The sequence below is a fragment of the Chryseobacterium sp. BGA-UO-ETr-SB22 genome (assembly GCF_059567885.1).
The window spans coordinates 210,260-234,934 of sequence record NZ_JCAQOV010000003.1 but is presented as its reverse complement, the minus strand read 5'-3'; the positions used below and the strand labels follow the sequence as shown (position 1 = coordinate 234,934).

Annotated in this window: 21 protein-coding genes; 11 read left to right on the top strand and 10 right to left on the bottom strand. The window is 36.2% G+C overall.

Features of this window, described 5'->3' with window-relative positions; genetic code table 11:
• Positions 1–10: 10 nt before the first annotated feature.
• Positions 11–1,117 (bottom strand): hypothetical protein, encoded by a 1,107-nt coding sequence (locus AC57AW_RS02845; protein WP_496350759.1) that lies wholly within the window; start codon positions 1,115–1,117, stop codon positions 11–13.
• A 510-nt stretch (positions 1,118–1,627) separates the two neighbouring features.
• Here AC57AW_RS02845 and mqo point away from each other — a divergent pair.
• From mqo to AC57AW_RS02830, 3 genes are all read left to right on the top strand, one after another.
• Positions 1,628–3,133, top strand: a complete 1,506-nt coding sequence (gene mqo / locus AC57AW_RS02840) for a malate dehydrogenase (quinone) (protein ID WP_318848669.1) — start codon at positions 1,628–1,630, stop codon at positions 3,131–3,133.
• 67 nt (positions 3,134–3,200) lie between these two features.
• Complete coding sequence (locus AC57AW_RS02835; protein ID WP_318848670.1) at positions 3,201–3,599, top strand: hypothetical protein; 399 nt, start codon at positions 3,201–3,203, stop codon at positions 3,597–3,599.
• A 6-nt stretch (positions 3,600–3,605) separates the two neighbouring features.
• Positions 3,606–4,472, top strand: coding sequence for an AadS family aminoglycoside 6-adenylyltransferase (locus tag AC57AW_RS02830; RefSeq protein WP_496350758.1), 867 nt, complete (start codon positions 3,606–3,608; stop codon positions 4,470–4,472).
• A 2-nt stretch (positions 4,473–4,474) separates the two neighbouring features.
• Here the strand turns inward: AC57AW_RS02830 and AC57AW_RS02825 are convergent, their stop codons facing one another.
• Complete coding sequence (locus tag AC57AW_RS02825; RefSeq protein WP_496350757.1) at positions 4,475–6,055, bottom strand: GMC family oxidoreductase N-terminal domain-containing protein; 1,581 nt, start codon at positions 6,053–6,055, stop codon at positions 4,475–4,477.
• 131 nt (positions 6,056–6,186) lie between these two features.
• Between AC57AW_RS02825 and AC57AW_RS02820 the strand changes: the two genes are divergently transcribed.
• The 4 genes from AC57AW_RS02820 (at position 6,187) to AC57AW_RS02805 (ending at position 10,939) form a co-directional block, all read left to right on the top strand.
• Complete coding sequence (locus tag AC57AW_RS02820; protein ID WP_496350756.1) at positions 6,187–6,804, top strand: DUF1684 domain-containing protein; 618 nt, start codon at positions 6,187–6,189, stop codon at positions 6,802–6,804.
• A 4-nt stretch (positions 6,805–6,808) separates the two neighbouring features.
• On the top strand, positions 6,809–7,282 hold the full coding sequence (locus AC57AW_RS02815) for a GNAT family N-acetyltransferase (RefSeq protein WP_496350755.1): 474 nt from the start codon (positions 6,809–6,811) through the stop codon (positions 7,280–7,282).
• Positions 7,283–7,355: 73 nt separating this feature from the next.
• Positions 7,356–8,165, top strand: coding sequence for a glucose 1-dehydrogenase (locus tag AC57AW_RS02810; RefSeq protein WP_496350754.1), 810 nt, complete (start codon positions 7,356–7,358; stop codon positions 8,163–8,165).
• 104 nt (positions 8,166–8,269) lie between these two features.
• Positions 8,270–10,939 carry an MGH1-like glycoside hydrolase domain-containing protein gene (locus AC57AW_RS02805; protein ID WP_496350753.1) on the top strand — a complete coding sequence of 890 codons (2,670 nt, stop codon included), beginning with the start codon at positions 8,270–8,272 and terminating at the stop codon, positions 10,937–10,939.
• Between the two features lie 27 nt (positions 10,940–10,966).
• On the opposite strand, the gene recO is transcribed toward AC57AW_RS02805, so the two are convergent.
• From recO to AC57AW_RS02785, 4 genes are read right to left on the bottom strand one after another with little or no spacing between them, the layout of a single operon-like run.
• Entirely contained in the window at positions 10,967–11,653 is a 687-nt protein-coding gene (gene recO, locus AC57AW_RS02800; RefSeq protein ID WP_496350752.1) for a DNA repair protein RecO, read from the bottom strand.
• Positions 11,654–11,656: 3 nt separating this feature from the next.
• On the bottom strand, positions 11,657–13,918 hold the full coding sequence (gene porZ / locus AC57AW_RS02795) for a type IX secretion system anionic LPS delivery protein PorZ (protein WP_496350751.1): 2,262 nt from the start codon (positions 13,916–13,918) through the stop codon (positions 11,657–11,659).
• A gap of 1 nt (position 13,919) precedes the next feature.
• Positions 13,920–14,870 carry a bifunctional metallophosphatase/5'-nucleotidase gene (locus AC57AW_RS02790; protein WP_496350750.1) on the bottom strand — a complete coding sequence of 317 codons (951 nt, stop codon included), beginning with the start codon at positions 14,868–14,870 and terminating at the stop codon, positions 13,920–13,922.
• Positions 14,870–15,628 (bottom strand): 5'-nucleotidase C-terminal domain-containing protein, encoded by a 759-nt coding sequence (locus tag AC57AW_RS02785; RefSeq protein WP_496350749.1) that lies wholly within the window; start codon positions 15,626–15,628, stop codon positions 14,870–14,872. Before AC57AW_RS02785 ends, AC57AW_RS02790 begins: the two co-directional genes overlap by 1 nt.
• Positions 15,629–15,735: 107 nt before the next feature.
• On the opposite strand from AC57AW_RS02785, the gene dapA reads away from it, so the two are divergent.
• The 4 genes from dapA (at position 15,736) to AC57AW_RS02765 (ending at position 18,542) form a co-directional block, all read left to right on the top strand.
• Positions 15,736–16,608 (top strand): 4-hydroxy-tetrahydrodipicolinate synthase, encoded by an 873-nt coding sequence (dapA, locus tag AC57AW_RS02780; RefSeq protein WP_496350748.1) that lies wholly within the window; start codon positions 15,736–15,738, stop codon positions 16,606–16,608.
• Between the two features lie 114 nt (positions 16,609–16,722).
• Entirely contained in the window at positions 16,723–17,226 is a 504-nt protein-coding gene (locus tag AC57AW_RS02775; RefSeq protein WP_496350747.1) for a GNAT family N-acetyltransferase, read from the top strand.
• 295 nt (positions 17,227–17,521) lie between these two features.
• A complete protein-coding gene (locus AC57AW_RS02770) occupies positions 17,522–18,103 on the top strand; it encodes a helix-turn-helix domain-containing protein (protein ID WP_047424159.1) in 582 nt (193 codons plus the stop codon).
• On the top strand, positions 18,096–18,542 hold the full coding sequence (locus AC57AW_RS02765) for a response regulator (RefSeq protein ID WP_496350746.1): 447 nt from the start codon (positions 18,096–18,098) through the stop codon (positions 18,540–18,542). Before AC57AW_RS02770 ends, AC57AW_RS02765 begins: the two co-directional genes overlap by 8 nt.
• Positions 18,543–19,156: 614 nt before the next feature.
• Here AC57AW_RS02765 and recG read toward each other — a convergent pair.
• From recG to AC57AW_RS02745, 4 genes are all read right to left on the bottom strand, one after another.
• A complete protein-coding gene (gene recG, locus AC57AW_RS02760) occupies positions 19,157–21,244 on the bottom strand; it encodes an ATP-dependent DNA helicase RecG (protein WP_496350866.1) in 2,088 nt (695 codons plus the stop codon).
• Between the two features lie 108 nt (positions 21,245–21,352).
• Positions 21,353–21,976 (bottom strand): hypothetical protein, encoded by a 624-nt coding sequence (locus AC57AW_RS02755; protein WP_496350745.1) that lies wholly within the window; start codon positions 21,974–21,976, stop codon positions 21,353–21,355.
• A gap of 342 nt (positions 21,977–22,318) precedes the next feature.
• A complete protein-coding gene (locus AC57AW_RS02750) occupies positions 22,319–22,852 on the bottom strand; it encodes a thioredoxin family protein (RefSeq protein WP_318848685.1) in 534 nt (177 codons plus the stop codon).
• Between the two features lie 41 nt (positions 22,853–22,893).
• On the bottom strand, positions 22,894–24,405 hold the full coding sequence (locus AC57AW_RS02745) for a peptide MFS transporter (RefSeq protein WP_318848686.1): 1,512 nt from the start codon (positions 24,403–24,405) through the stop codon (positions 22,894–22,896).
• Positions 24,406–24,675: the final 270 nt, after the last annotated feature.

The following is a 24,675-nucleotide window of genomic DNA, read 5'->3' as shown; positions in this document are numbered from 1 at the left end:
TGATTGTTTTTTATAGCTGAGATATTTTAATGTAAGAACCGGTGGGGATTACATTTACAAGATCATAGAATGTACTGTTCTGCATTCTTCCCAGATTTAATCTTAGCCCTCCAATAATATTAGCATTCGCATTAGCAGGAACAGTGTAATAATAGGACCAGGTAGCCAGGTGGTTGGTACTCACTTTGGATACAATAGGAACTTCCTTTCTGGTAGCACCTCCTCCCGTAAAGGAGTTCGTCGAATTATTGTACGTATCGTTGATAAAATCTATAAAATATCCCATCAGATAATAGGAACTTCTGGAAAGCGGAGCAGTTCCTCCCTGGCCGGCAGGGCTTTCCTGAGGTGAGTTTAGATTAAGGTTGACTTCTACCAGATAACTTCCCTGTGGAAGAATCAGAGAATATCCTCCTGAAACGGTATTCTGAACAACTTTAAATCCGCTGATATTTGATACTCCGGAAATAGCAGGGTTATTTACCATAAGCAGATTACTGGCACCTGCTACAGCATTATCCAATGCAGATAACGACCCTGTAAAATCGAGATAAGCAACTTTTGGTGTATTTTCTGCATCAATTGTGCTTTGCCATGTGCTGCCTGTACTATTGAAAAAATGCAGAGCTTTGTTGTTGCTGTTGCTACCGCCATTAAACCCAATAAGTCCGTTGGCTGGGGAGGCAACTGGAGTCGTTGTACTGTTCAGAGTTGCAATGTTCAGATTGGGAAATAATACCCCTTTATTACCTCCTGAAACAGTTACCGTAGGTGCTGTTGTATAACCGCTGCCTCCGTTGTTGAGTGTTATGCCGGTGAGCTGGCCGCTGGAAATAACCGCTGTAGCACGGGCTTTTGAGCCTCCGTTTACAATGGATCCTCCTCCAAAGAAATTAATTGTGGGTGCAGACGTGTAACCGCTGCCTCCATTGCTGATTGTAATACCGGTAACTGCCCCTCCTGAAATGGTTGCAGTAGCTGTGGCCGGTGTTCCACTGAAGTTCTCAATGTGCAGAATAGCACTGGGGTCCGGTGTGGACGTGTTGATTCCTACACTTCCGCTTTGGGCAAATGCCACTGTTGCGAAAAATGTACTAACGAAGTTAATAATTTTCATCTTTTACTATGTTTACGAAATAATTAATTAAATACTTATTGGAATATGTATTAAATCAATTGAAAGGTACGTAAAAAAATCGCCAATTAAATATGTTATGTATAGAATTATATCTATAAAATTATATATTTATCAATAATAAGTGATGTTTTATAAATTATATATAATGATTTATCACTTATTGTTGATAAAAGACATTGGCGTAAAAGGTTATGATTGCAGTATTTTATTTGATGAACTTAAGTAAACTTAAGTTTTTATAAAATTTAACCATTAAAAAAGCTCTTAATTATTTACCATTCAGTGAATTAAAAAAGATGAAATTTTAATATTTTTTTAAATAAACGTTTTATATTATCAATCATTTCAATGATGGTCTATTGAAATTTTCCATGAATTTTTGTTGTGTGCTAAAGAAGTGTTTTTACGACAAAAAATAACATGTTAAAATCGTTAAACGCGTTCCTGTTTTTAAAACTTTTCCCGAAATTTGAAGTAAAATTTAAAATTATGTCACAATCGCTTACAAGCAGAACACCGAAACCTACATATGACGTTGTACTGATAGGCGGCGGAATCATGAGCGCCACTTTAGCAACGCTGCTTCATGAATTTGATCCAAATCTCGAAATCGCAATCTTCGAAAGACTCGGAAGATTTGCTAAAGAAAGTACAGCAGCATGGAACAATGCCGGAACAGGGCACTCCGCTTTTTGTGAGCTAAATTATACCCCGGAAAAACCGGACGGGTCTATTGATATTACTAAGGCAGAAAGTATTGCAGAACAGTTTGAAATTTCAAAACAGTTCTGGGCTTATCTGCTTACCAAAGGTTATATTCATGAGCCTAAAGAATTTATCAATTCCTGCCCCCATATGAGTCTGGTATTCGGAGAAAAAGATGCTGAATACCTTAGAAAACGTCATGATAAAATGGCAGAATCTGTACTTTTCTCAGGAATGGAATTTTCTACAGATCATGATAAACTGAGAGAATGGATTCCTTTGGTGATGAGCAAAAGAAATCAGTCTGAAGTAATGGCAGCCACGAAGATGGATATGGGGACAGATGTGAACTTCGGAACACTGACAAGAAAAATGGGAAGACACCTTCTGGAAGATTCCAATGTGGAGGTTTTCCTATACCACGAAGTGAAAGATATTGATCCTAGAGAAAACGGGAAATGGGAAATGAAGGTGAAAGACAGAATCAACAGCCATAAACAGGAAGTGGTTGCAGACTTTGTATTTATTGGTGCAGGAGGATATGCACTTCCGTTATTAGATAGTTCGGATATTAAAGAAAGTGAAGGATACGGAGGTTTCCCGGTTTCCGGACAGTGGCTGGTAAGTCATAACCAGGAATTGGTAGAAAAACACCAGGCTAAAGTGTATACACAGGCCACGGTAGATGCTCCTCCAATGTCTGTTCCACACCTTGACCTTAGAATTATTGATGGTAAGAAGGCTCTTCTTTTTGGCCCTTTTGCAGGGTTCTCCACCAAATTCCTGAGAGAAGGAAGTTATCTTGATCTTCCTGAAAGTGTAAACACCAAGAACCTGAAATCACTTTTTGGAGCATGGTGGCATAATATTCCTTTGACGAAATATCTTATTCAGCAGGTTGCAATGACGAAATCTCAGAGAATGCAGCATTTAAGAGAATTCATCAAAGATGCCAAAGAGGACGACTGGGAATTGAAAGTAGCCGGCCAAAGGGTTCAGGTCATCAAAAAAGATGAAAAAGAAGGAGGTAAACTGGAATTTGGAACTGAAGTGGTAGTGAATAAGAACGGAACAATTGCTTCTTTGTTGGGAGCTTCACCAGGAGCATCTACAGCAGTATATGCTATGCTGAATGTGCTGGAAAAATGCTTCCCGGAAAAACTTCATGGTGAATGGAAAGGAAAACTGCTTGAAATGATTCCTTCCTATGGACAAAAACTGGCTGGAAATGCTGAACTGACCAATGAAGTGAGAAATTATACAAAAGAAAAATTAGAATTAGAATATTAATACCAATAATGAGCAATGAGTAGCAGCATCTATTACTCATTGCTCATTATTTATTACTTATTAAAAGGTGGAAGAAGTAATTGTAAAACCTGTTATTGCAAAGGAAATCCTGGAATCTCTTAAGGCGAAAACGGAAGAGGAGAAACAGGTAATCATACACTGTTGTTTTCCGGCATCTCCGTTTTTAGGAAACCTGATAAGGATCTGGCATTCAACCTATCTTTTTGACAACCAGTCTGAGCATAGAAGCAAATTGATTCATGCGGAAAATATTTCAATTTCGCCCTATTGGACTCCGGTTCCTTTTATGAAGGATTTTTGGTTTACCCTGATATTTTCCGGGCTTCCAAAAGGCTGTAAAAGTTTTGATTTAAAAGAAGTCATTCCTGAAGAAGGCGGTTTTTTTGTAGAATCAATCAAAAGAAATTCTTCGGATGTATATCGGGTAAAAATCTTAGAATCCTAATTAAAGATGAAAGTAAGGGAGGAAAAACTGAAACAGATTATTCATTGGGCCGAAAACAATCCTGATATCCGTGCTGTGCTTCTGACCAGTTCATTGGTAAACCCTTATGCTCCCGTAGATGATTTAAGCGATCTGGATGTAGAACTCGTTTTTGAAAACAGATCATTTTATGAATCCGGAAATGAATGGATCAGGCTTTTTGGTGATCCTATTTCCATGATTGAAGAAAATGACAGTGTTTTTGAGGGAAAACATGCCATGAAAATGGTTCTGTATAAAGACCATGTGAAAGTTGACTTTAAGCTCTATCAGGTATCGGAATTTATTGAAGAAATCAATGAAGAAACCCTTCCCGAAGATTGGGATGTAGGATATCGGGTTTTAATAGACAAGGATCATCTTACAAAAAATATGAAACCGCCAACGTATCAATCGATCATGATCCATCAGCCTACGGAAAAAGAATTTCAACAGCTTTTTAATGATTTTTGGTGGGATACAACCTATGTGGCAAAATGCCTTAAACGCGGTGATATTTTTTATGCCAAATTTATGTCTGAAAATGTCCTGCGTACAGATTATCTCGTTCCTTTGATAGAATGGTATATTGCCGAAAATCATGACTGGAATACTATTACGACCAATAAACACGGAAGACTTTTCAAACAATATTTATCCTCCGATTTATGGAATAAAGTGGAGGCTACTTTCTCCGGAAATGATATTGAAGAAAACTGGAAAGCTCTGTTTGCTTGTGCCGATCTGGTACATGAACTGGGAACTTATCTGGCAGAAAAATTTCATTTTATCTATCCGGTGAAACTAGAAGATAATATCCGCAACTATCTTACTGAACTACAATCAATGCATTGATTTTAAGCAAATTCATTTTGTTGGATGAGGTTTTCAATACAGTATTCTGCAATCGCAGTAATAGTAACAAACGGATTGACCCCAATGCTTCCGGGAATCAATGATCCATCCAGAACATACAGGTTTTCATGATCTTTTAGTTTTCCATATTCATTGGTAGCTTCACCCAAAACACATCCTCCAAGCGGATGATAACAGATATCAGCCCCGAAACCATTATTGAAAAGCAGGTGGCTTCTCGTACCACCATTGGCTTTATTCATTTTCCGGATAAAATATTGGGCATTTTCTTTCATTTTGGCGGTATTGTTTTCGTCCCAGTTTAAAGTAAGGGATTGGCTGGCTTTATTGTATAGAACTTCTCCCTTTTTATCAACTCTGTTGATCAGCAGATATAAAGCGGTGGCGACATCCATTCCCATTGGTAAAGGGGCAATCTCTGTAAAAAACGGGTGTTCAGGATCATCCCAGTTGTCAATCCCACCTACCGGAATAGTAGATTGTTTGGCTCCTGTACCACCAGACAAAGGTTTTACCCAGTTTCTTCCGGTCATAAAATTCCCATTGTTTCCCCATTTTTTTCCGATCTTTTCATGAACAGGGAAATTGTTTTCGGCATGAGATTGTAAAAGGAGTTGTAAAGTTCCCATTGTTCCTGCAGAAAGAATCAGTTTTTTACAGGTGAAAACTTTATCAGCAACCAGAATTCCTGATGTATCAATCTGCTGGACATTTAATGTATAGCTTTTATCATCATTAAGTTTTATTGTTTGGACACGATGAAGATCAAGAATTTCTAAATTTCCCGTTTCCAGTGCTTTTCTGAGATAGGTTTTATCCAAACTGTTTTTCCCATAATTGTTGCCATAGATCACCTCGGTATTAAGAGCAGAACGGGGGACCTCATTCCGGAACTCTTTTTCCATATACTTAAAATCATACACATTCGGAACTCGCATGGTTTTAAAACCAGCTTTATGGGCCTCTTCTTCACCTACCCGTGTGAATTTATAATAGGGGCAGTCTTTCAGAAACTGTTCGTCAATCACATTTACCTTGAGTTCTTCCCGTACCAGAGGAAAGTAATGATTATAAAACTTTTCAGTATCAAGATTCGGAAAAACTTCTTTGAAATAGCTTTCTTTTGGAGTTACGGCCATACCTCCGTTCACAAGAGAACCTCCACCAACGCCTCTTCCTACCCAGATATTGATATGTTCAAAATCCAGACGGTCTAATATTCCGGTAAAAGGAGTCAAAGAAAAAATATTCATGAAAGGTGCAATGCTTTTCTTTTTCAGCCATGCAGAACTTTTCCCAGGTTTCAAAAGATTGGAAAACGGAATTCCTGCTTTTTCCCAATTAAGACCCATTTCAAGCAAGACTACTTTTTTCCCGGCTTCACAAAGACGTAATGCTGATACAGCTCCTCCATATCCGCTGCCAATGATCACAATAGGGACATCAGTATTTTCTGTTATCTGGCTGTTTTTTCTTTCTGCAGCCCGGAATAATTCGGATTGAAGAAAATAGAAACCTGATATCGCCAATGCACTGGTCCTGATGAAATTTTTTCTGTCCATGACCTTTGCTTTTCAAAAAGTATGCTAGATCAGCCGGTACTTATTGTATTTAAAACAGATTATATTTTTTTATTAGAATTTTAACTTTTGTTGTTTCTAAAATTCATAGTTTTACTTATAATTTTATACTCATGAAAAAATATATAGTACTTTTTTTACTCCTTCCATTATGGGCTTTTTCTCAGAAAACAGTTTCAAAGGAAGAGAAAGAGGTACAGAAATTTCAGAAAGAACTTAATGCAGAATATTTTAATCCAAAAGAGACTCCATTAAGGGGAGATAACTTTAAAAACTTTAAAGGGCACCCTTTCTTTCCTTTCGATACTAAATATAGAGTAACCGCGAAATTTGTTAAATCAAAAGATACACAACCCTTTGAACTTCCCACTTCTTCAGGGAAAACAAAAACGTATCAGGAGTATGGAAAAGCCACATTTATGCTGGATGATAAACCCTATACAGTAACTCTATACCAAAGCCTGGCCTTGATTAAACAGGATAAATACAAAGACTATCTTTTCCTTCCGTTTCGTGATGCTACCAATGAAAAAGAAACCTATGGAGGAGGGAAGTATATGGATCTGAAGATTCCTAAGGGAAATACTATTGTGCTTGATTTTAACCAATCATATCATCCTTTCTGTGCCTATAACGCCTACGATTACAACTGTCCTGTTGTTCCTGAGGAGAATAAACTTCCGGTGGAAATCCGTGCAGGAGTAATGTATGAAGATATTTACCATCACTAAAAGTATGATACATTTAGAATTTTTTAAACCAGAAGATCTTTCCGGAGTCAGTTATGCTTTGGATGAAAATCAGATGCGCTTTACTGCGACAGCTCAACAGGCTTTGCAAAGTATCAGTGAACGAGATGATGATGACGCATTTCCAGTGACAATATTTGAAAATGATCAGGTTGTTGGTTTTTTTGTACTTGATTTTGGGAAAGATAAATTTGAACTTACCGATGATGAAACTTCAGTGTTACTGCGTTCTTTGTCCGTAAATCCTCAAATGCAGGGGAGAGGAATAGGAAAAATTGCTATGTTGGAGGTTGGGAATTTTGTAAAGGACCATTTCGGGGATTGTAAAGAAATCGTACTGGCCGTCAACCAGCAAAATGATTCCGCTTACCATATTTATCTTCAGTCAGGATATATTTTTGACGGCAAAACCAGAATTGGAAGAAGTGGCCCTCAATATCTGATGTACAAAAAACTTTAATAAAATTTTAAAATCATAATTTTTTATCTGCTGATATCTTTCCATAACTTTGAGTAACATCAAATTACAAAACATGGAAATATCACTTCGAAATCAGGTAGCTGTGGTTACAGGAGCATCCAGCGGAATAGGTTCAGGAATTGCAAAATCATTGGCAGCAGCAGGAGCTACAGTCATTGTCAATCATTCTTCAGAAAGATCTGCAGAAGAAGCCAAAGCTGTTTTGAAAGAAATTACGGATGCCGGAGGAAATGGGATGACCTACGCATGTGATGTCTCTAAAGAAGATCAGGTAATCAAAATGTTTCAGGATGTTGTTTCCGAATTTCAAACTGTAGATATTCTGGTGAATAATGCAGGGATTCAAAAGGATGCGAAATTTACCGAAATGACCATGGACCAATGGAATGCAGTCATTGGTGTCAATCTGACGGGACAGTTTCTATGTGCCAGAGAAGCTATTAAAGAATTTTTAAGGCGTGGAATAGATCCTTCACGTTCTGTTGCCTGTGGTAAGATTATTCATATCAGTTCTGTACATGAAATTATCCCATGGGCCGGACATGCCAATTATGCATCAAGCAAAGGAGCCATCAGAATGTTGATGCAAACCCTTGCTCAGGAATATGGTGCAGCCAAAATCAGGGTCAATTCTATTTGTCCGGGAGCGATTCAGACTCCTATTAATCAAAATGCATGGAATACTCCTGAAGCACTCAATTCTCTTCTTACCCTTATTCCTTATAACAGGATCGGACAGCCGGAGGATATTGGGAATTTAGCCGCTTTTCTTGCCAGTGATCTTGCTGATTATATCACAGGAACCAGCATCTTCGTAGATGGTGGAATGACTACGTTTGAGAGTTTTTCTACGGGAGGTTAAGAGGTTCAAGGTTTAAAGCTTATAGTTTTTGAGGTTGTTCTCATAGCTTTCACCGAGGCAAGTATTACTCATTGCTTATTATTCATTACTTATAATTATCGCTTATGTCAGAAAAACAGAGAATTTCAGATATTTCATGGAAAAAATGGGGACCGTATGTAAGTAACCGGGAATGGGGGCTTGTTCGTGAAGACTACAGTGAAAACGGAGATGCCTGGAATTATACCAGCCATGATACTGCAGAAGCTAAAACCTACCGTTGGGGAGAGGAAGGGATATGTGGAATTTGTGATGACCTTCAGAAACTGGTATTCTCTGTCGGATTCTGGAATAAAAAGGATAAAATGGTGAAAGAACGGTTTTTTGGACTGACTAATGGCCAGGGAAACCACGGTGAAGATGTAAAGGAATATTTTTACTACCTGGATTCTACACCTACCCATTCCTACATGAAAATGCTGTATAAGTATCCCCAAAATACTTTTCCCTATGAAGATCTTGTAAAAACAAATGCTTCAAGAGGTAAGGATGAAACGGAATATGAATTGATCGATACCGGAATTTTTGATAACAATGAATACTTTGACCTCTTTATCGAATATGCAAAAGAAAGCCAAAATGATATTCTGGTCAGACTCACTATTGTCAACAAATCTGCTAAAGAAGCCTCTCTTGTAATTTTGCCGACGATTTGGTTCAGGAATACGTGGAATTGGGGATATGACGACTATAAACCACAACTGTATGCTGAAGATGCAGACCGCATTAAAGTGAATCATCAGGATATTGAGATTAAAAATGTGTATGCAAAACAATCGTTGAAAACCCTGTTTTGTAACAATGAAACCAATAATGAAAGACTCTATCAGTCTCCAAATGAATCAAAGTACAGCAAAGACGGAATCAATAATTTTGTGATGACCGGAAATTCTCAGTCAGTGAATCCAAAGAATTTTGGAACCAAAGCTTCTTTTTTCATTGATGAAGATTTCAAAGCCGGGGAATCCAAAATATTTGAATTCAGACTATCAGATAAAGATCTGAGAGAGCCATTCGGTGATTTTGACACCCTTTTTAATCAAAGACAGAAAGAAGCAGACGAGTTTTATGCTGAAATCCAGAAAGGAATTACTTCTGAAGATGAAAAACTGGTGCAAAGGCAGGCTTTTGCAGGAATGTTGTGGAATAAAATGTTTTACCATTATAATGTTGAAAAATGGCTGAAAGGTGATCCGGCTGAAATGCCTCCTCCAAAGTCGCGGGAAAAAATAAGAAACTACGACTGGAAGCACCTTAATAATGAACATATTATTTCCATGCCGGACAAATGGGAATATCCTTGGTATGCCACCTGGGATCTGGCGTTTCACACCATCAGTTTTTCCCTGATAGATCCTGATTTTGCAAAACATCAGCTGAAACTTTTCCTGTTTGAATGGTATATGCATCCTAACGGGCAGCTTCCCGCCTATGAATGGAATTTTAGTGATGTGAATCCTCCGGTACATGCCTGGGCGGTTTTCAGAGTATTTAAAATTGATGAATATTTAAAAGGCAAGCCTGACCTGGAATTTTTGGAAAGTGCTTTTCAGAAACTATTGATGAACTTTACGTGGTGGGTCAATAAAAAAGATACCAACGGCAACAATATTTTTGAGGGTGGTTTCTTAGGACTTGATAATATTGGTGTTTTCGACCGGAATTCTGTTTTACCAAACGGAGAACAGCTGGAACAGTCAGATGGAACGAGCTGGATGGCGATGTTTGCCCTGAATATGATGCGGATTGCCCTTGAACTGGCACTTTATAATAATGTGTACGAAGAAATGGCGATGAAGTTTTTTGAACATTTCCTGGCAATTGCCAATTCACTGGATAATATGGGAGATGAAGAATTCAGTTTGTGGGATGAACAGGATGAGTTTTTCTATGACGCCATAGCTTCTAATGATGGCACGCATATGTATTTAAGATTAAGAACCATTGTAGGGCTGATCCCGATGTTTGCCGTTGAGGTTATAGATGACGAAATGATTGAAAATCTGCCCAATTTTAAGAAAAGAATGAAATGGGTATTGGATAATAAGCCAGAACTGGCTTCTCTGGTTTCAAGATGGGAAGTCAAAGGCCAGGATTCCAAGCACCTTTTGTCTTTGCTTCGCGGACACCGTTTGAAAAGATTACTCAACAGAATGCTGAATCCGGATGAATTTTTAAGTGATTACGGGGTAAGAGCATTATCAAAAGAATATGAAAATAATCCTTATACATTAACTCTGAATGAAACGGATTATAGTGTAAAATATACTCCTGCAGAAAGTGACAGCGGGCTGTTCGGAGGGAACAGCAACTGGCGCGGGCCGGTGTGGTTTCCAATCAATTTTTTGATTATCGATAGTCTTCAGCGTTTTTTCTTCTATTACAGCCCAGACTTTTTGGTGGAATATCCTACGGGAAGTGGAAACCATTTAAACCTTGATCAGATAGCGGATGCTTTAAACAAAAGGCTTGCAAAGATTTTTTTAAAGGATGAAAATGGGAAAAGACCTGTTCACGGGCAGTATGAAAGATTTCAGACCGATCCGGATTTTAAAGATTATATTCTGTTCTATGAATATTTTCATGGGGACAATGGACGTGGAGTAGGAGCTTCCCATCAGACAGGCTGGACTGGGTTAATTGCCAAGATCCTGCAGCCAAGATTCTCCAAAAAAGAAATAGCAGAATCTGAAACTGAAATGCCTGAAGATGTCGAAAAAACCAAAGAGACTTAAAAAAAATCCTAACAGTTATGAATATATCTATTCAAATATCTGCTGGATAATTTCCAATGAAGCAGGCGTTTTAAAGTCTGTGATATGATAATGATAGTAGACCAGAAGACTGTCCAGGAAATCTTTTCTTAATGAGGAACGGATTTTTATAGCATACAGATTTTCGGCACAGAGTGCTTCTTTCCATAATGCAGAAATTTCTTCATTGAATTGCTGATGGCAGATTCCTAAGGAAAAAGTTCCGGTTTCCGGATCTAAAAACTTACCATCACTCAATAACGGAGCAACCCCCTGAATTTTTAAAACAGCCAGTAAAAAGAGCAGATGTGCCTGATAATTTCTGTTTGTCAGTTCATTGATAAAATGATCAATACTGGTATAGATAGGAATATTTTTATCCTCATATTTAAGGATATGACTCAGGAAATCTGAAACAAAGAAAATAACGGTGTTGACTCTTATATCTGTATAGATGTCATTGTTTTTTACCAGTTCAAACTTTGAAACAGTAGGTATACCATTGCCACGGAGCGGATTTATGGAGAAATTTAACTGGTTCAGTGGTTGCAGCAGGGCTTTCTTCTTGTTCTTTTTAGAATAAATTCCTTTTAGAAAATAGCTTTGAAAACCCTCTTCTTCTGTAAAACAATGCAGTACAGCATCATTTTCTCCGTATTTTATAAACGAAAGTAAAAAACCGTTTTGTGAATTCATTAATTAATTGACTACTCCTATTTTGGCTGTAGCTTTATCAGATCCGTCTTCATTGGTCATCAGTACAAAATAAATTCCTGATGCTACTCTTACTCCTTTCTGATTATTAAGATCCCATTCATAATAACCCCCTCTTGCTACTGCAGAATGTACAACGTTTCCTGCTGCATCTACAATTCTTATGTTTGTTTTTTCGGCAAGACCTTTAATGGTAACTTTTCCTTTAAAATTAGAATAAACTACAGGGTTAGGATATACCATAACGTCACCAAAATTGGAAGTTACATCAGCAACATCTCCCTGGTATGTTACAATACCATTATAGGTTACAAAATATACTTTTCCGGTTTTCTTATCAACTTTTATATCTGTAACACTGTTTGTAGGAAGAGGTGAATTTTCTTTAGTAAAATGTTTTATCGTTCTCTGGCCGTCAGCAGAAAGGTAGTAGACACCACCACCATCAATGGATACCCACTTGTAATTTCCTTCGTCTACTGCGATCTGAAGAATAGCTGATTCTCTGAAAAGCTCTTCACCCAGTCCGTTTTGCTCTATTACTATAGGTTCTACTTCAGGCTGTGGTTTTTTTATTTCAGATGCAGCATTAGGCATTATTCTTAAACCTCCGTCTGTACCAATCCATGCATCTCCAGACTTATCAAACGCTACAGATAAGATTCCCCCTGAACTATTAAATCCATTGGAAGTACCCAGGATATAATCTGTGTCATCGGAAAGATTGGCTGCATTTTTATAGTCATATACCCAAAAGTTATTAGATCTCGGCAGTGGAGTCCATAACATATTTTCGTAAAAAACAGTCTTTTGTATACCATCACTGGCAAGAACGATTTTTTTGATGATAAAATCATCAGCTGCTTTATCATAGATTCCCATAGAAGGGTTTCCATCATTAAATCCAAAAGAAACAAAAAGATTGTTCTGAGTATCTGTAGCAAAACCTACAGGACGTCTGTAATAGGGCTGTGCGCCAAGGTTATAATATTTTACCAGCTCAAAATCTTTGCTTGTGGCGTTATATTTCATTCTGTAAACTCCATTATCAAACATTGTATAATTGGTGAAGAGCACCTCATTATTGTTGTAAGGACTTATTATAGCATCCAGTACATTAACATTAGATGGTGGATTTTTAAGAAAGAATGAAGGATAGATCCATTCTGTACCATTGAAATAATAAAAACCTGGACTTGGTTTTTGTGTAGGAATAGACGGGTGGTTGTAGTTATTTGCTCTGGCACCAGAAGAAATCAAAAGCTGATTATTCTCGAAAAGATTGATATTATAAGCAAAATTGAAGTAAGGGCCCGATGGTTTAAAGGTATTATTGCTTTCATCCTTTATCCCTGATAATACAGTTCCTCCAAAGACTTTTCCACCAGCCGTTATTGCAGTGTTACATTCTTCTCCAAGACTTACCGCATTTTGTGATACTCCGTTTGTTCCGTAGGTATATACCCGATTGTCAGTAACAATAATATTATTTGATGTGATAACGAGATCACGGATATTTTCGAAAGTTGTAGGAAGCTGCGTTGGAGTACCGTTATTGTAAAAATAGGCGGCTGTAGCTGATGAATATACCAGTTCAGATTCTGAATCTATATGTTTGAATGCTCCGGGAGCTTCCGTGGTCCATGTGGAATATACCGGAAAGGTTGTATTCATCTGATGGCTCTTCAGTCCTGTATTGGTTACAGAATATACTTTATTCCCGAATATAGTTGCTTCATTACTCGCTTCATAAACTCCGCCAGTAAGGAAAAATGTAGAATCTCCGAACTCTTTGTTGTTCAGATTAAATATAGAAAGTCCATAGCCTACAGAAATGACAGCCTGATTTCCTGTTATGGAAATATGATTGATTTTTTTATCCCCATTATAGCCGGTAGCAATAGGAATATCAACAATATATTTGATTTCCTGTGGAGTGATAACATCCATGGAACCGTTTTCATACCCTATGAGTCCTATCTTAGTCTGTGGGTTATAATCAAAGGCTGTTATTCCAATATTATGCAGACCATTGGCTTTGGACAACTTCGTAATTTCTCCTGTTGATATTGTATAATAGAATATTCCGTTTTCTGTAGCTGCAATGATTTTCCCATTGTCTTCTTTCATAGCTAAGACTTTGTTGTAGGAAAATAGATCTGCCCATTTTTTTGATGAAATGACCTGTGCTTTTGTAAACTGCAGAGATGCTAAGATACCAAGAGAAATTATAGAGAGTTTTTTCATATTATGCGGTTATGCTGCTGTCTATTGCCTGATTGTTCCAGGAAATATGCTGTACGTTTTTGTTTGTATCAAAATAAAAATCTATTCTACCCAAAAGAAGACCTGCCCATCCTACCTGATTGACAAGTACATTTTTGCCCTGTCTGTTGGTATAAGATTGAGGTTCCGGTAAGAATGTATGAGTATGGCCTCCTAAGATAATATCAATATTCTCTGTACTGGCCGCTAAAATTTTATCACTTATTTTATTCGGTTCATCTTTGTAATCATAACCGATGTGTGAAAGACAAATCACCAGATCACATTTCTGATCTTTTTTCAGATAATTTGAATAATGCTGTGCTACCTCAATAGGATCGGAATAAACGGTTTCTCCATACTGTTTTTTACCTACAAGGCCGTCCAGCTGAATTCCCACCCCGAAAATTCCTACTTTGATCCCATTCTTGTTGAAGATCTTATACTGGGAAGTTTTCCCGTCAAGAATCGTATTTTTAAAATCATAATTGGAACAGATAAAAGGAAACTTCGCATTGGGAAGTACTTTTAAAAATCCATCGAGACCATTATCAAAATCATGATTTCCCATGGTAGAGGCATCATATTTCATCATGGACATTAATTTAAACTCCAGTTCTCCTCCGAAGAAATTGAAATAAGGAGTTCCCTGGAAAATATCTCCTGAATCAAGAAGCAGTACATTGCTTTCCTGATTTCTGATCTGCTGAATTAAACTCGCCCTTCTTGCAAAACCTCCCTGGTTAGGGTTTCTTGTATAACTTGCATCAAAAGGTTCTATTCTGCTATGCTGGTCATTGGTATGGAGAATAGTCAGTTTATTTGCAGATTTTAAGTCAAGAATTTTCAACTCTTCCGCCATCATCATATTGGGAGCTAAAGCCATTGCCAAAGATCCGCCTCCTATTGCTTTTAAAAAACTTTTTCTATCCATTACTTCTTCCCGATAAAATTTAAACGAACATCTGAATTTACTACAACTTCAGGAGCTTTCTTAAAATAATCAATAAACAGATCTCTCATTTTAATTCCTGTTGAGATAGATTCTCCTTTGGCAAAGAACTTCATATTGTCTCCTCCCAGTGCAAGATAGTCTGAAGTGGCAATATAATAGTCTTTAGCGGGATCTACTGTTTTTCCGTTGATCAGGGATTTGATTACCTGTCCGTTATGAGTCTCAATATATAAGTGAGAAACAGGGTTGTTGACCTGCGTTTTTGCATAATACTCAAAAAGTCCCTGTAAATCTGTTCCTTTCATTTTCACAATAACCACTTCATTTTCAAAAGGCATTACTTCAAATACATTTTTGAGTAAAATATCACCCTTTCCGATAGTGGTACGGATTCCTCCGATATTGATCAATGCAGCGTCTACATTTTGCTTAAGATGAGTTTTTATCCATTCATTACCTCCTTCAAACGTATAGTCAGCTAAAAGATTGCCCAGATTGCTGTTGTCGCCCTGCTTGGTAAGATCCACATTGGTGTGAGAGATCTTCTGGTTCATTTCTTTATCCAGTTTTTGCTTATAAGGCTCAATAAATTTTATAAACTCCTCCTCATTTTTTAGCTCATTATTAATAGAAATATTTTTCTGGGTCTTTACATCCGCAAGTTGCAGCGTAGAAGCTGTTTTGCATGCTGTAAGGGTTACCAGGGCAATTCCTATTAACAAGAATTTATTTTTCATAATATCTTTTAGTATATGCAAATATAACTATATGTATAATAAAACATTATTATTTATTACAAATTCTTACTGTAAATTATTAAATTTGACAAAAATAATTCTAACAGATGAGCATTTTAAAAGGAGTAGGTGTTGCATTGGTAACGCCCTTTAATGAAGATTTATCCGTTGACTTCGACAGTTTAACAAAACTTGTTGAATACAATATCGAAAACGGAACCAATTATTTGGTAGTATTGGGTACTACGGCAGAAGCCGCAACGCTTTCTGCAGAGGAAAAGAAACAGGTAATTGAGCATATCATTAAGGTGAATAATAAACGTCTTCCTTTGGTTTTGGGAATTGGCGGCAACGATACTCTTGACGTCAAGAAACAGATTGAAGAAGCAGATCTTTCTGCATTTGAAGCAGTACTTTCAGTATCTCCTTACTACAATAAGCCTAACCAGGAAGGTCTTTATCAGCATTATAAAATGTTAGCTTCCACAGGGAAAAATATTATCATTTATAATGTTCCTTCAAGAACCGGGCAGAACGTAGAAGCAGATACTACACTTCGTCTTGCAAAAGAATTCCCTAATTTATTTCTGATTAAGGAAGCGTCACCAAATATTTTACAGTATTTTGATATTCTGAGAAAGAAACCTGAAGGCTTTTCATTGGTTTCCGGAGATGATGAATATACATTACCGGTGACATTAGCAGGAGGAGATGGTGTGATTTCCGTAATCGGGCAAGCATATCCTAAAGAATTTTCTACCATGGTGCAGCTAGGTTTTGAAGGAAAAGTGAAAGAAGCTTATGCCATTCACAATAAGATGGTAGATATTACCCGTTTGATTTTTGCAGAAGGAAACCCTTGCGGTATTAAAGTAATACTGGCTGAAAAAGGAATTATTAAAAACTTTTTAAGACTTCCTTTAGTGGCTGCTTCAGAAGGTCTTCACGCAAAAATTAAAGCTGAAATGGCAAATATTTAATAATTGAATTGAATTTTAAGATTGTTTTAAAATTCTCCAGTTCATTATTGAAAAACATAAAGGGTGAAAAGTCTAGGCTTTTCACTTTTTTTAATCATAATAATACAATAAATCATGAAATTAAGACAGGCAGCAGCTGTGGATATTCCTTTAATTCAGGATCTGGCACGAAGATCATGGGAAAACGCCTATGCAGACATTCTTTCGAAAGAACAGATGGAATTTATGCTTTCCGAAATGTATTCTGAAACAGAAATTCTGAATCATCTTCAAAGTCCTCATTACCACTATTATCTCATTCAGGATGAAAATAGTGATTCTTACGAAGGTTTTATCGGGTACGAACATAATTATGAAGAGAAAACAACAAAGCTGCACCGTATTTATCTGGTTCCGGAAAGTAAGGGAAAAGGATTTGGTAAAAAAGCACTTCAGTTTCTGAATGAGAAAGTTTCTGAGAACGGAAATGAAAGAATTATTCTGAATGTGAATAAAAATAATTCTGCACGAAACTTCTACGAATCCCAAGGATACAAAGTGTATGGAGAAGGAGTTTTTGATATCGGGAACGGATTTGTGATGGATGATTATCTAATGGAATTTCTAATTCACTTATGATTGACTTAAAATTTTGTAACTTTATCCTGTAATTCTATAACAAGTGACTTCTTTTTTTGAATGATCTTTGCTTCAGAACCAAATCACTTATAACAATACATTCATATGCTTGGTTTTGAGCTGACACAGCTTTTTATCAGTATATTTTTTTCATCCTTAGTGTTTAAATTCCTGTATTCTTAAATACAGGAGTTTTTGCGTCTATATGGCAAAAATAAAAAAAATACACCTATTTCACTTTTAAATGAAATAAATTATTATATTTACTAAACCAAACAGGCTTATATATACTAGGATGAAAATGTATGTTAAATTTGATTTCAATGCCCTTTGCAAAAAGGTATTGGACGAAAAACTTAAAGAACACGGACTGAAGTACAGGTTACTGAACTTCGGTGAAGTGGAATTTTATGAGCCTCTCACAAAGGAACAGCACAGTCTTTTTAAGCAAAATCTTGAAGATTATGGTATTGAAATCATAGAAAGCCAAAAAACTGCGCTGGTACAGAAAATAAAAGATGCTATCGTAGAATTGGTATTTTCTGATGAGATCATCCCGGTAAAAGCATCCATATATATTTCTGAGAAGTTGAACCACAGCTATGGATATCTTTCCAACCTATTTTCAGAAGTTGCCTATACATCTATTGAGAATTTTATTATTCTGCAAAAGATAGAGCATGCAAAAGCCCTGATCATAAGAAACAAACAAAGTCTTACCGAAATAGCCCATAAGCTGAATTATTCCAGTGTGGCACATTTGAGCACGCAGTTTAAAAATACAACAGGAATCACTCCCTCCCAGTTTCAAAAGATTATTGGAAAACGAAGAAGAGCCCAAAGCACGGTAATAAACCCTAAAATGCAGTATGAATAAAGAATTTCTGAACGTAATAGTAGCAGATAACGATGAAAACACCTTGATTTTTTTTAAAAATATTTTGAAAGAGCTGAAAATCTCTATAAAAGTTCAATGCTTCTGCAACGGAAAAGATATGATGGCCTATCTGAATAATGATGATGCCGTAGTTCCGGAAATTGTTTTCATACAATATACCATTCCTGGAAAAGACAGCATGGAATGTCTGGAAGAAATCGAAAGAAATTCAAAATTCAATAACATGGTAACTGCTATTTTTTCTGAACCGATTCCGGAGAATGAAATTGAAGATATTTTTGTGAAAGGAGCCAATGTTTTCATGAAAAAACCTGAATCTTTTGAGAGTCTGAAAAAGGTACTTACAGAAGTTATTACAATCAATTGGCAATATCATACTTCAGGATTGAATAAAGATAATTTTATTCTGAAAGTGTGATGAATAAAGGTTTTATGAATTTAATATTAAGAAAATATTAATCGTATTTGATGCATACTATTCACAAATAAGTGAAAATTTTATAACTAATACTTAAAATCATATAAAAAGGATTTGAATTAATATACTGACATTTGTAAAAGTAATCTGAGACACAAATTTCATTATATAGTAGAAGATACAGATGAATGAGAAGTAATTGTTTCTAAAAACAAAAATTATATAAATCACGATGTTAGTTTACAAAATGAATTATACTAATTTTCCAATTTTAAAGCACAGAAGATCTTTAAACAAAACGGTACAATCATGAAAACTCAAAAGTAGTTGGAGGTATTTTTATTCGTTTCATTCCCTCATCTCCACCGAAACTCAGTTAGTTTTTATAATAAGCAAGTTGGAAAAAAATAATTCATTTTGTTTTTCATAATTTATTTTAATAGTTAAGGCTTTGACTTATCAAATAATATATTGTTATATAGATATTTTCACACCACATCACAAAATATTAAGCCTTAGCTATTAAAATAAGTTTTTTGGACAGACCAAAAAGTAATTTCTTCTAAATAACAGTTTTATAAGGGGGCCGCAGGAAGTATTTTCTGCGGTTTTTTTTATGAAATTTTACTCCACTTGTTTTTTCCTTTGTAGTATCTGATATAATAGTTTTTGATGATCAGATTATCAGGTCTGGACAGCATAGGATCAGCTTCCAGAATTTTTTCTACCGTGTTTTTTGTAGTTTTAATGATTGCCGAATCATTAATAAGGTCTAATCTCTTAAAATCTACCACACCACTTTGTTGAGTACCCAGAATATCTCCGGGGCCGCGAAGCTGCATATCCACTTCAGAAATTTTGAAACCGTCATTGGTTTCAGTCATGGTCTTGATACGCGTTCTGCTTTCCTTTGATAATTTATCCGAAGTCATCAGGATACAATAACTCTGTTCTGCTCCTCTTCCCACTCGTCCTCTCAACTGATGCAGCTGTGAAAGCCCGAATCTTTCTGAACTTTCAATGACCATAACGGAAGCATTAGGTACATTTACTCCTACTTCTATTACCGTAGTTGCCACCATGATTTCAGCTTTTCCCGAAGCAAAATAAGCCATTGCAGCGTCTTTTTCATCCGGTTTCATCTTTCCATGCAGCATGGTTACATTGTACTCTGAGAAATACTCCATGACATGTTCCAACCCTTCCACCAGATTTTTGTAATCTAAGGTTTCAGATTCTTCAATGAGTGGATATACAAAATAGATCTGCCGGCCTTTCTTAATTTCATCTTTACAGAAATTATAAACATAAAGTCTGTCTTTTTCTCGTCTGTGAGCGGTAATGATAGGCTTTCTTCCTACAGGCATTTCATCAATCACAGAAACATCCAGATCAGAATAAAAACTCATTGCCAGAGTCCTTGGAATGGGAGTAGCGGTCATCACCAGAATATGAGGCGGAATTTTATTCTTAGCCCAAAGTTTAGCCCGCTGAGCAACGCCAAATCTATGCTGCTCATCAATAATGGCTAATCCGATATTTTTAAATTTAACTTTATCTTCTAAAACAGCGTGGGTTCCTACCAAAATTGAAAGTGTACCATTTTCCAATTCTTCATGTATAATTCTTCTTTCTGCTGCTTTGCTGGAACCAGTCAGAATACGGATATTGATTCCGGTTTTATCCAACAGTTCTTTAATCCCGTTATAGTGCTGCTGAGCCAGAATTTCCGTGGGTGCCATCAAACAACTCTGAAAACCATTGTCCATAGCAATAAGCATGGTAAGAAGAGCCACCATTGTTTTTCCAGATCCTACATCTCCCTGTAAAAGCCTGTTCATCTGTATCGGCCTTTTCATATCGATACGGATTTCCTTTAATACTCTTTTCTGTGCATTGGTAAGCTCAAAAGGAAGATGGTTTTCATAAAAATCATTGAAGTGATCCCCAATAATAGGGAAAGGATTACCATGAGACTGTGTTTTATGATGAAGCTTTTTTAGCCCATATCCTAATTGAAAGAAAAATGATTCTTCAAATTTTAATCTGTAATCAGCCTTATCAAAATGCTCTTTGTCTTTTGGGAAGTGAATATTCAGAAAAGTGTGCTGTCTTGACATAAACTTAAAGGTTTTCATCATGTATTCCGGAAAATTCTCTTCAATAAGATTCGGAATCTCTTTGCAGATATTTCTCAGTGCATTTTGAAAAAACCTTTGACCTAATCCTCTTTTAGTTAGTTTTTCTGAACTAGGGTAAATAGGTTTAAGCCTTGTATCTCCTTCTTTATTTTCTTCAGCTTCAATTTCCGGATGCGGCATAGAAAACTGACGATTGAAGACATTAATCTTTCCAAAAATATAAACCTCTTTGTTAATAGGAAGCTGTTCTTTCAGCCATTTTGAATACTGGAACCATACCAGATCCATACTGCCAGTTGCATCATTGAATTTTGCAGATAATCTTTTAGTTTTTCCGGTCTGGATTTCCTGTACATGAGTGATTCTTCCCCTTAATTGTATTTCCTGGCTGCTTTCTTCCTGAAGTTGAGAAACTGTATGAATTTTGCTTTTATCCAGATATCGGATAGGGTAGAAGTTCAGCATATCTTCTACGGTAGATAAACCCAACACACTTTTGATGAGTTTGGCTCTTTCAGGACCAATTCCTTTGACGTATTCTATGGATGTGTTAAGTTCCAGATGATAATTTTACAACCGCGAATATCGTTAAAACTTAGTATAAATAAAAACCTCTCAAAAAAAATTAAGAGGTTTTTTATTGAAATGAAGGCTTTTTTCACTGGCTTATTATTCCTGAAAAGCAGCGATTTTTATTTTTATAGCCAGGCATAATTCCTTTTCTGAAATATATTTGTTAATCTTGAAATTACATCCTACAGTAGATGTATTTCCATTTGCAGGCAATTCGCCGGGATTAAAGCCGCCACAGTTACAGCCTGTAAATTGATTCTGGCTGCCAAATTTTACAATAGAACAGTTATTGGGACAGCCTATAATATTGATACAGGTAACAACATGGCCGGGCCCGGGAACAAAGAAGTAGTTGGGAGAATTTCCGGTATTTCCTAATGGGAGAAATAAAGTTGCTTTTTCCTCAGACCTGTTGCTGGATACAATTCCCAGATAATAGGTCCCGATATTGGACTTTACAATTTTAATGTCTTCTACTGTAATATCCCGATTAAAGCCCGATACTGCAGCCTGTACGGCTTTTTGAAGCGCTTCTTTTGCTATTGAAAATGTCATATTCCCATCCATATATTGGGCAATAGGAGTATCTGATTTCTTAATTTTTGACGGCTTCATAGCCCTTGAAATACTAGCTGAAGAAACGTTTTCTACTTTTTGTGCGGTTGAAAATTGATACATAAAAATCAATAGGATCAATTTCAGAATGTTTAGGTTTTTCATGATGTCTTTGTTTTTAGGTTAAATATATTTTAGAGTATTCCTTAACTCTCTGACAAAGGTTATCATTTACCAAAATAATATGTAGAGGATTTTTATTGAATTTACAGGGTGGAAACACTGTATTTAATCTGAATTCGGTTAATAAAGTTAAATTGATAAGATTGGAAGCAAAAACAGAAAATGCACTGTTACAACCATGAAAATAACAATTTCAATAGAGCTTGTAGCAGGATATTAATAACAATTTTATTCCAGGTTTCTCTTATTTAGATCGTAAGTATAAAAAAAGGCTTTCAGATTGTTCTGAAAGCCCTATTATTAAAAACTTCTGAGGTTTAAAGTCTAATCTTTGATTTTAGATTTAAATTTTTTCTGGTAATCTTCCCATTGTTCTCTGGTTTTAATCTTTTTGAATAAATCTTTTGAGATCAGTTCCAGATAGGGTTCCAGTTCTTTAGCAGATAATTCTCCCTGAAGAATGGTGATAGGATCGCCATGCTCATCAAGAAATACGGTACTTGGAACAGCGCCTACATTCATATACTGTGTAAACTCATGCAGTGAATTTTTTCCTTTTCTCTGCTCAGTATTGGGATTAGAAAATGTTCTTCCAAAGATATCAATACTCTTTTTTTCTTCTGCATTAAACTTTACAGGATAATAATTTTCGTTCAGATTCTGAGCAATCACAGGATGTCCGTAAGTTTTTTTGTCCATGATTTTGCATGGGCCACACCAGTCTGCATAAAAATCAATAAGTATTTTTTTAGGATTTTCCTTTTGGGCTTTTAAAGCTTCCTCAATGGTCATCCACTTTACCTGAGCAAAACTGAAATTTAATAAAAGTAAGAGAACTATGCTTAAAATTTTCTTCATATTGTGATATTTAGGTAAAAATAAGCATAATAACTTATTTTTTATTTTACTTCCTGCATTAATTTTTTCACGTACGGAGATATCAAAATTAATACCACTCCGGCAATTACCGCGTATAATCCCAATTGTTTATATCCATCAGTATAAGTGATCAAAGCATCATAGTTGGTAGACCCTTCTTTTGAAGTAGCAAGGCTGGCTCCGATAATCCCTGCAACATACTGTCCATAAGCGGAAGCCAGGAACCACATTCCCATCATCATTCCTTGAAGATTTTTAGTAGACAGCTTCGTCATGATGGATAATCCGATAGGAGAGAGACATAGTTCTCCGAGGGTAATGATTAATAGTGCCAATGTGAAGAAATTCAATGAAGTGATTCCCTGTAGGTCTGCAAATAATCGGGTAGCAAATAAGACATAATATCCTAATCCTAAGAAAATGAATCCTAATCCGAATTTGATAATGGTATTAGGTTCAAATTTTCTTTTGTTCAACCAGATCCAAAGAAGTCCAATAAGGGGAGCAAGGAAAATAATAAAGAAAGCACCTCCTGAGTTATTCACTCCATTCGGGTCTAATCCGAAAAGGTCTTTGTTTAGATTCTTAGCGGCAAAAATACTTAAAGAACCTCCACTTTGCTCATAGATTCCCCAGAATACAATTGAAAATATAATGAAAACCAATGCAGCCCAAAGTTTTTTACGTTCTGAAGCTGTTACTTTAGACATTTCATAGAATAAATAGATCAATGTCAATGGTCCGATGGTCCACATGAAATAATCTGTATATTCTGTCTTAGCAACCATTGTCATAATAATTGGTACGAAAACCAATGACAGAACATATACTCCGTATTCTTTCCATTTTGGAATAGGAGCTGTTTTTGTTTCAGCTAAAGGATGTCCTGGCTGTAGGCCTATGGTACCTAGTGTTTTTTGAGTAAATACGAAGTTAATTAAGCTTATTACCATTACTATTGCAGCCAGTCCGAAAGCAATATGCCATCTCATTTCTTCTGCAATGATGTTACTTAGGAATTCTCCTTTACCAATAGCAATACACAAATAACCTCCTAATAATGCTCCAAGATTAATTCCTGCATAGAAAAGCGAAAAGCCTGCATCAGCCCTTGAATCATTAGGTTTATAAAGCTGTCCCACCATAGATGAAATATTAGGTTTAAAGAAACCTGTGCCCACTACGGTGAATGCTATTCCCAGAAAAAAGAATTTATGCGGATCTGTAGCAAGAATTAAACTTCCTACAATCATCAGAAGACCACCCCAAAACAGGGATTTTCTGAATCCTAAAATTTTATCTGCAAAAAGGCCGCCTATAAAGGTAAAGGCATATACAAAGGCCTGTGTGGCACCATACTGAAGATTGGCTTCTTTTTCGTGGAAATTAAGCTGGGAGATCATAAAGAAAACCAACATTCCGCGCATTCCGTAGAAACAGAAACGTTCCCACATTTCAGAGAAAAACAGACTCCAGATTTGCCTAGGGTATTTTCCTTTGAAATTTTGTATTTCATCTAAAGTTAAGCTCATAATGATATATGATTAAGTTTTAATTAAGGGTTTTTATTTTCCTGATCCAGTTCAAAACGGATTCTGTCCTGGTCAATAATTTGTTTTAATTCTTCTTCTTTTGGGAGGTACAGCAGGTATTTGCTGGCAAATACATTGTTTTTTAATCATTTGAGCGGAAAAAATATGACATAAGCTGAGCTCAAATTTTGATGCAGTCATCAAATATTTCCATCGTACGAAAATAAAAAAAACCTCTGACTTAGCAGAGGTTTTATTCATATTTTGTTA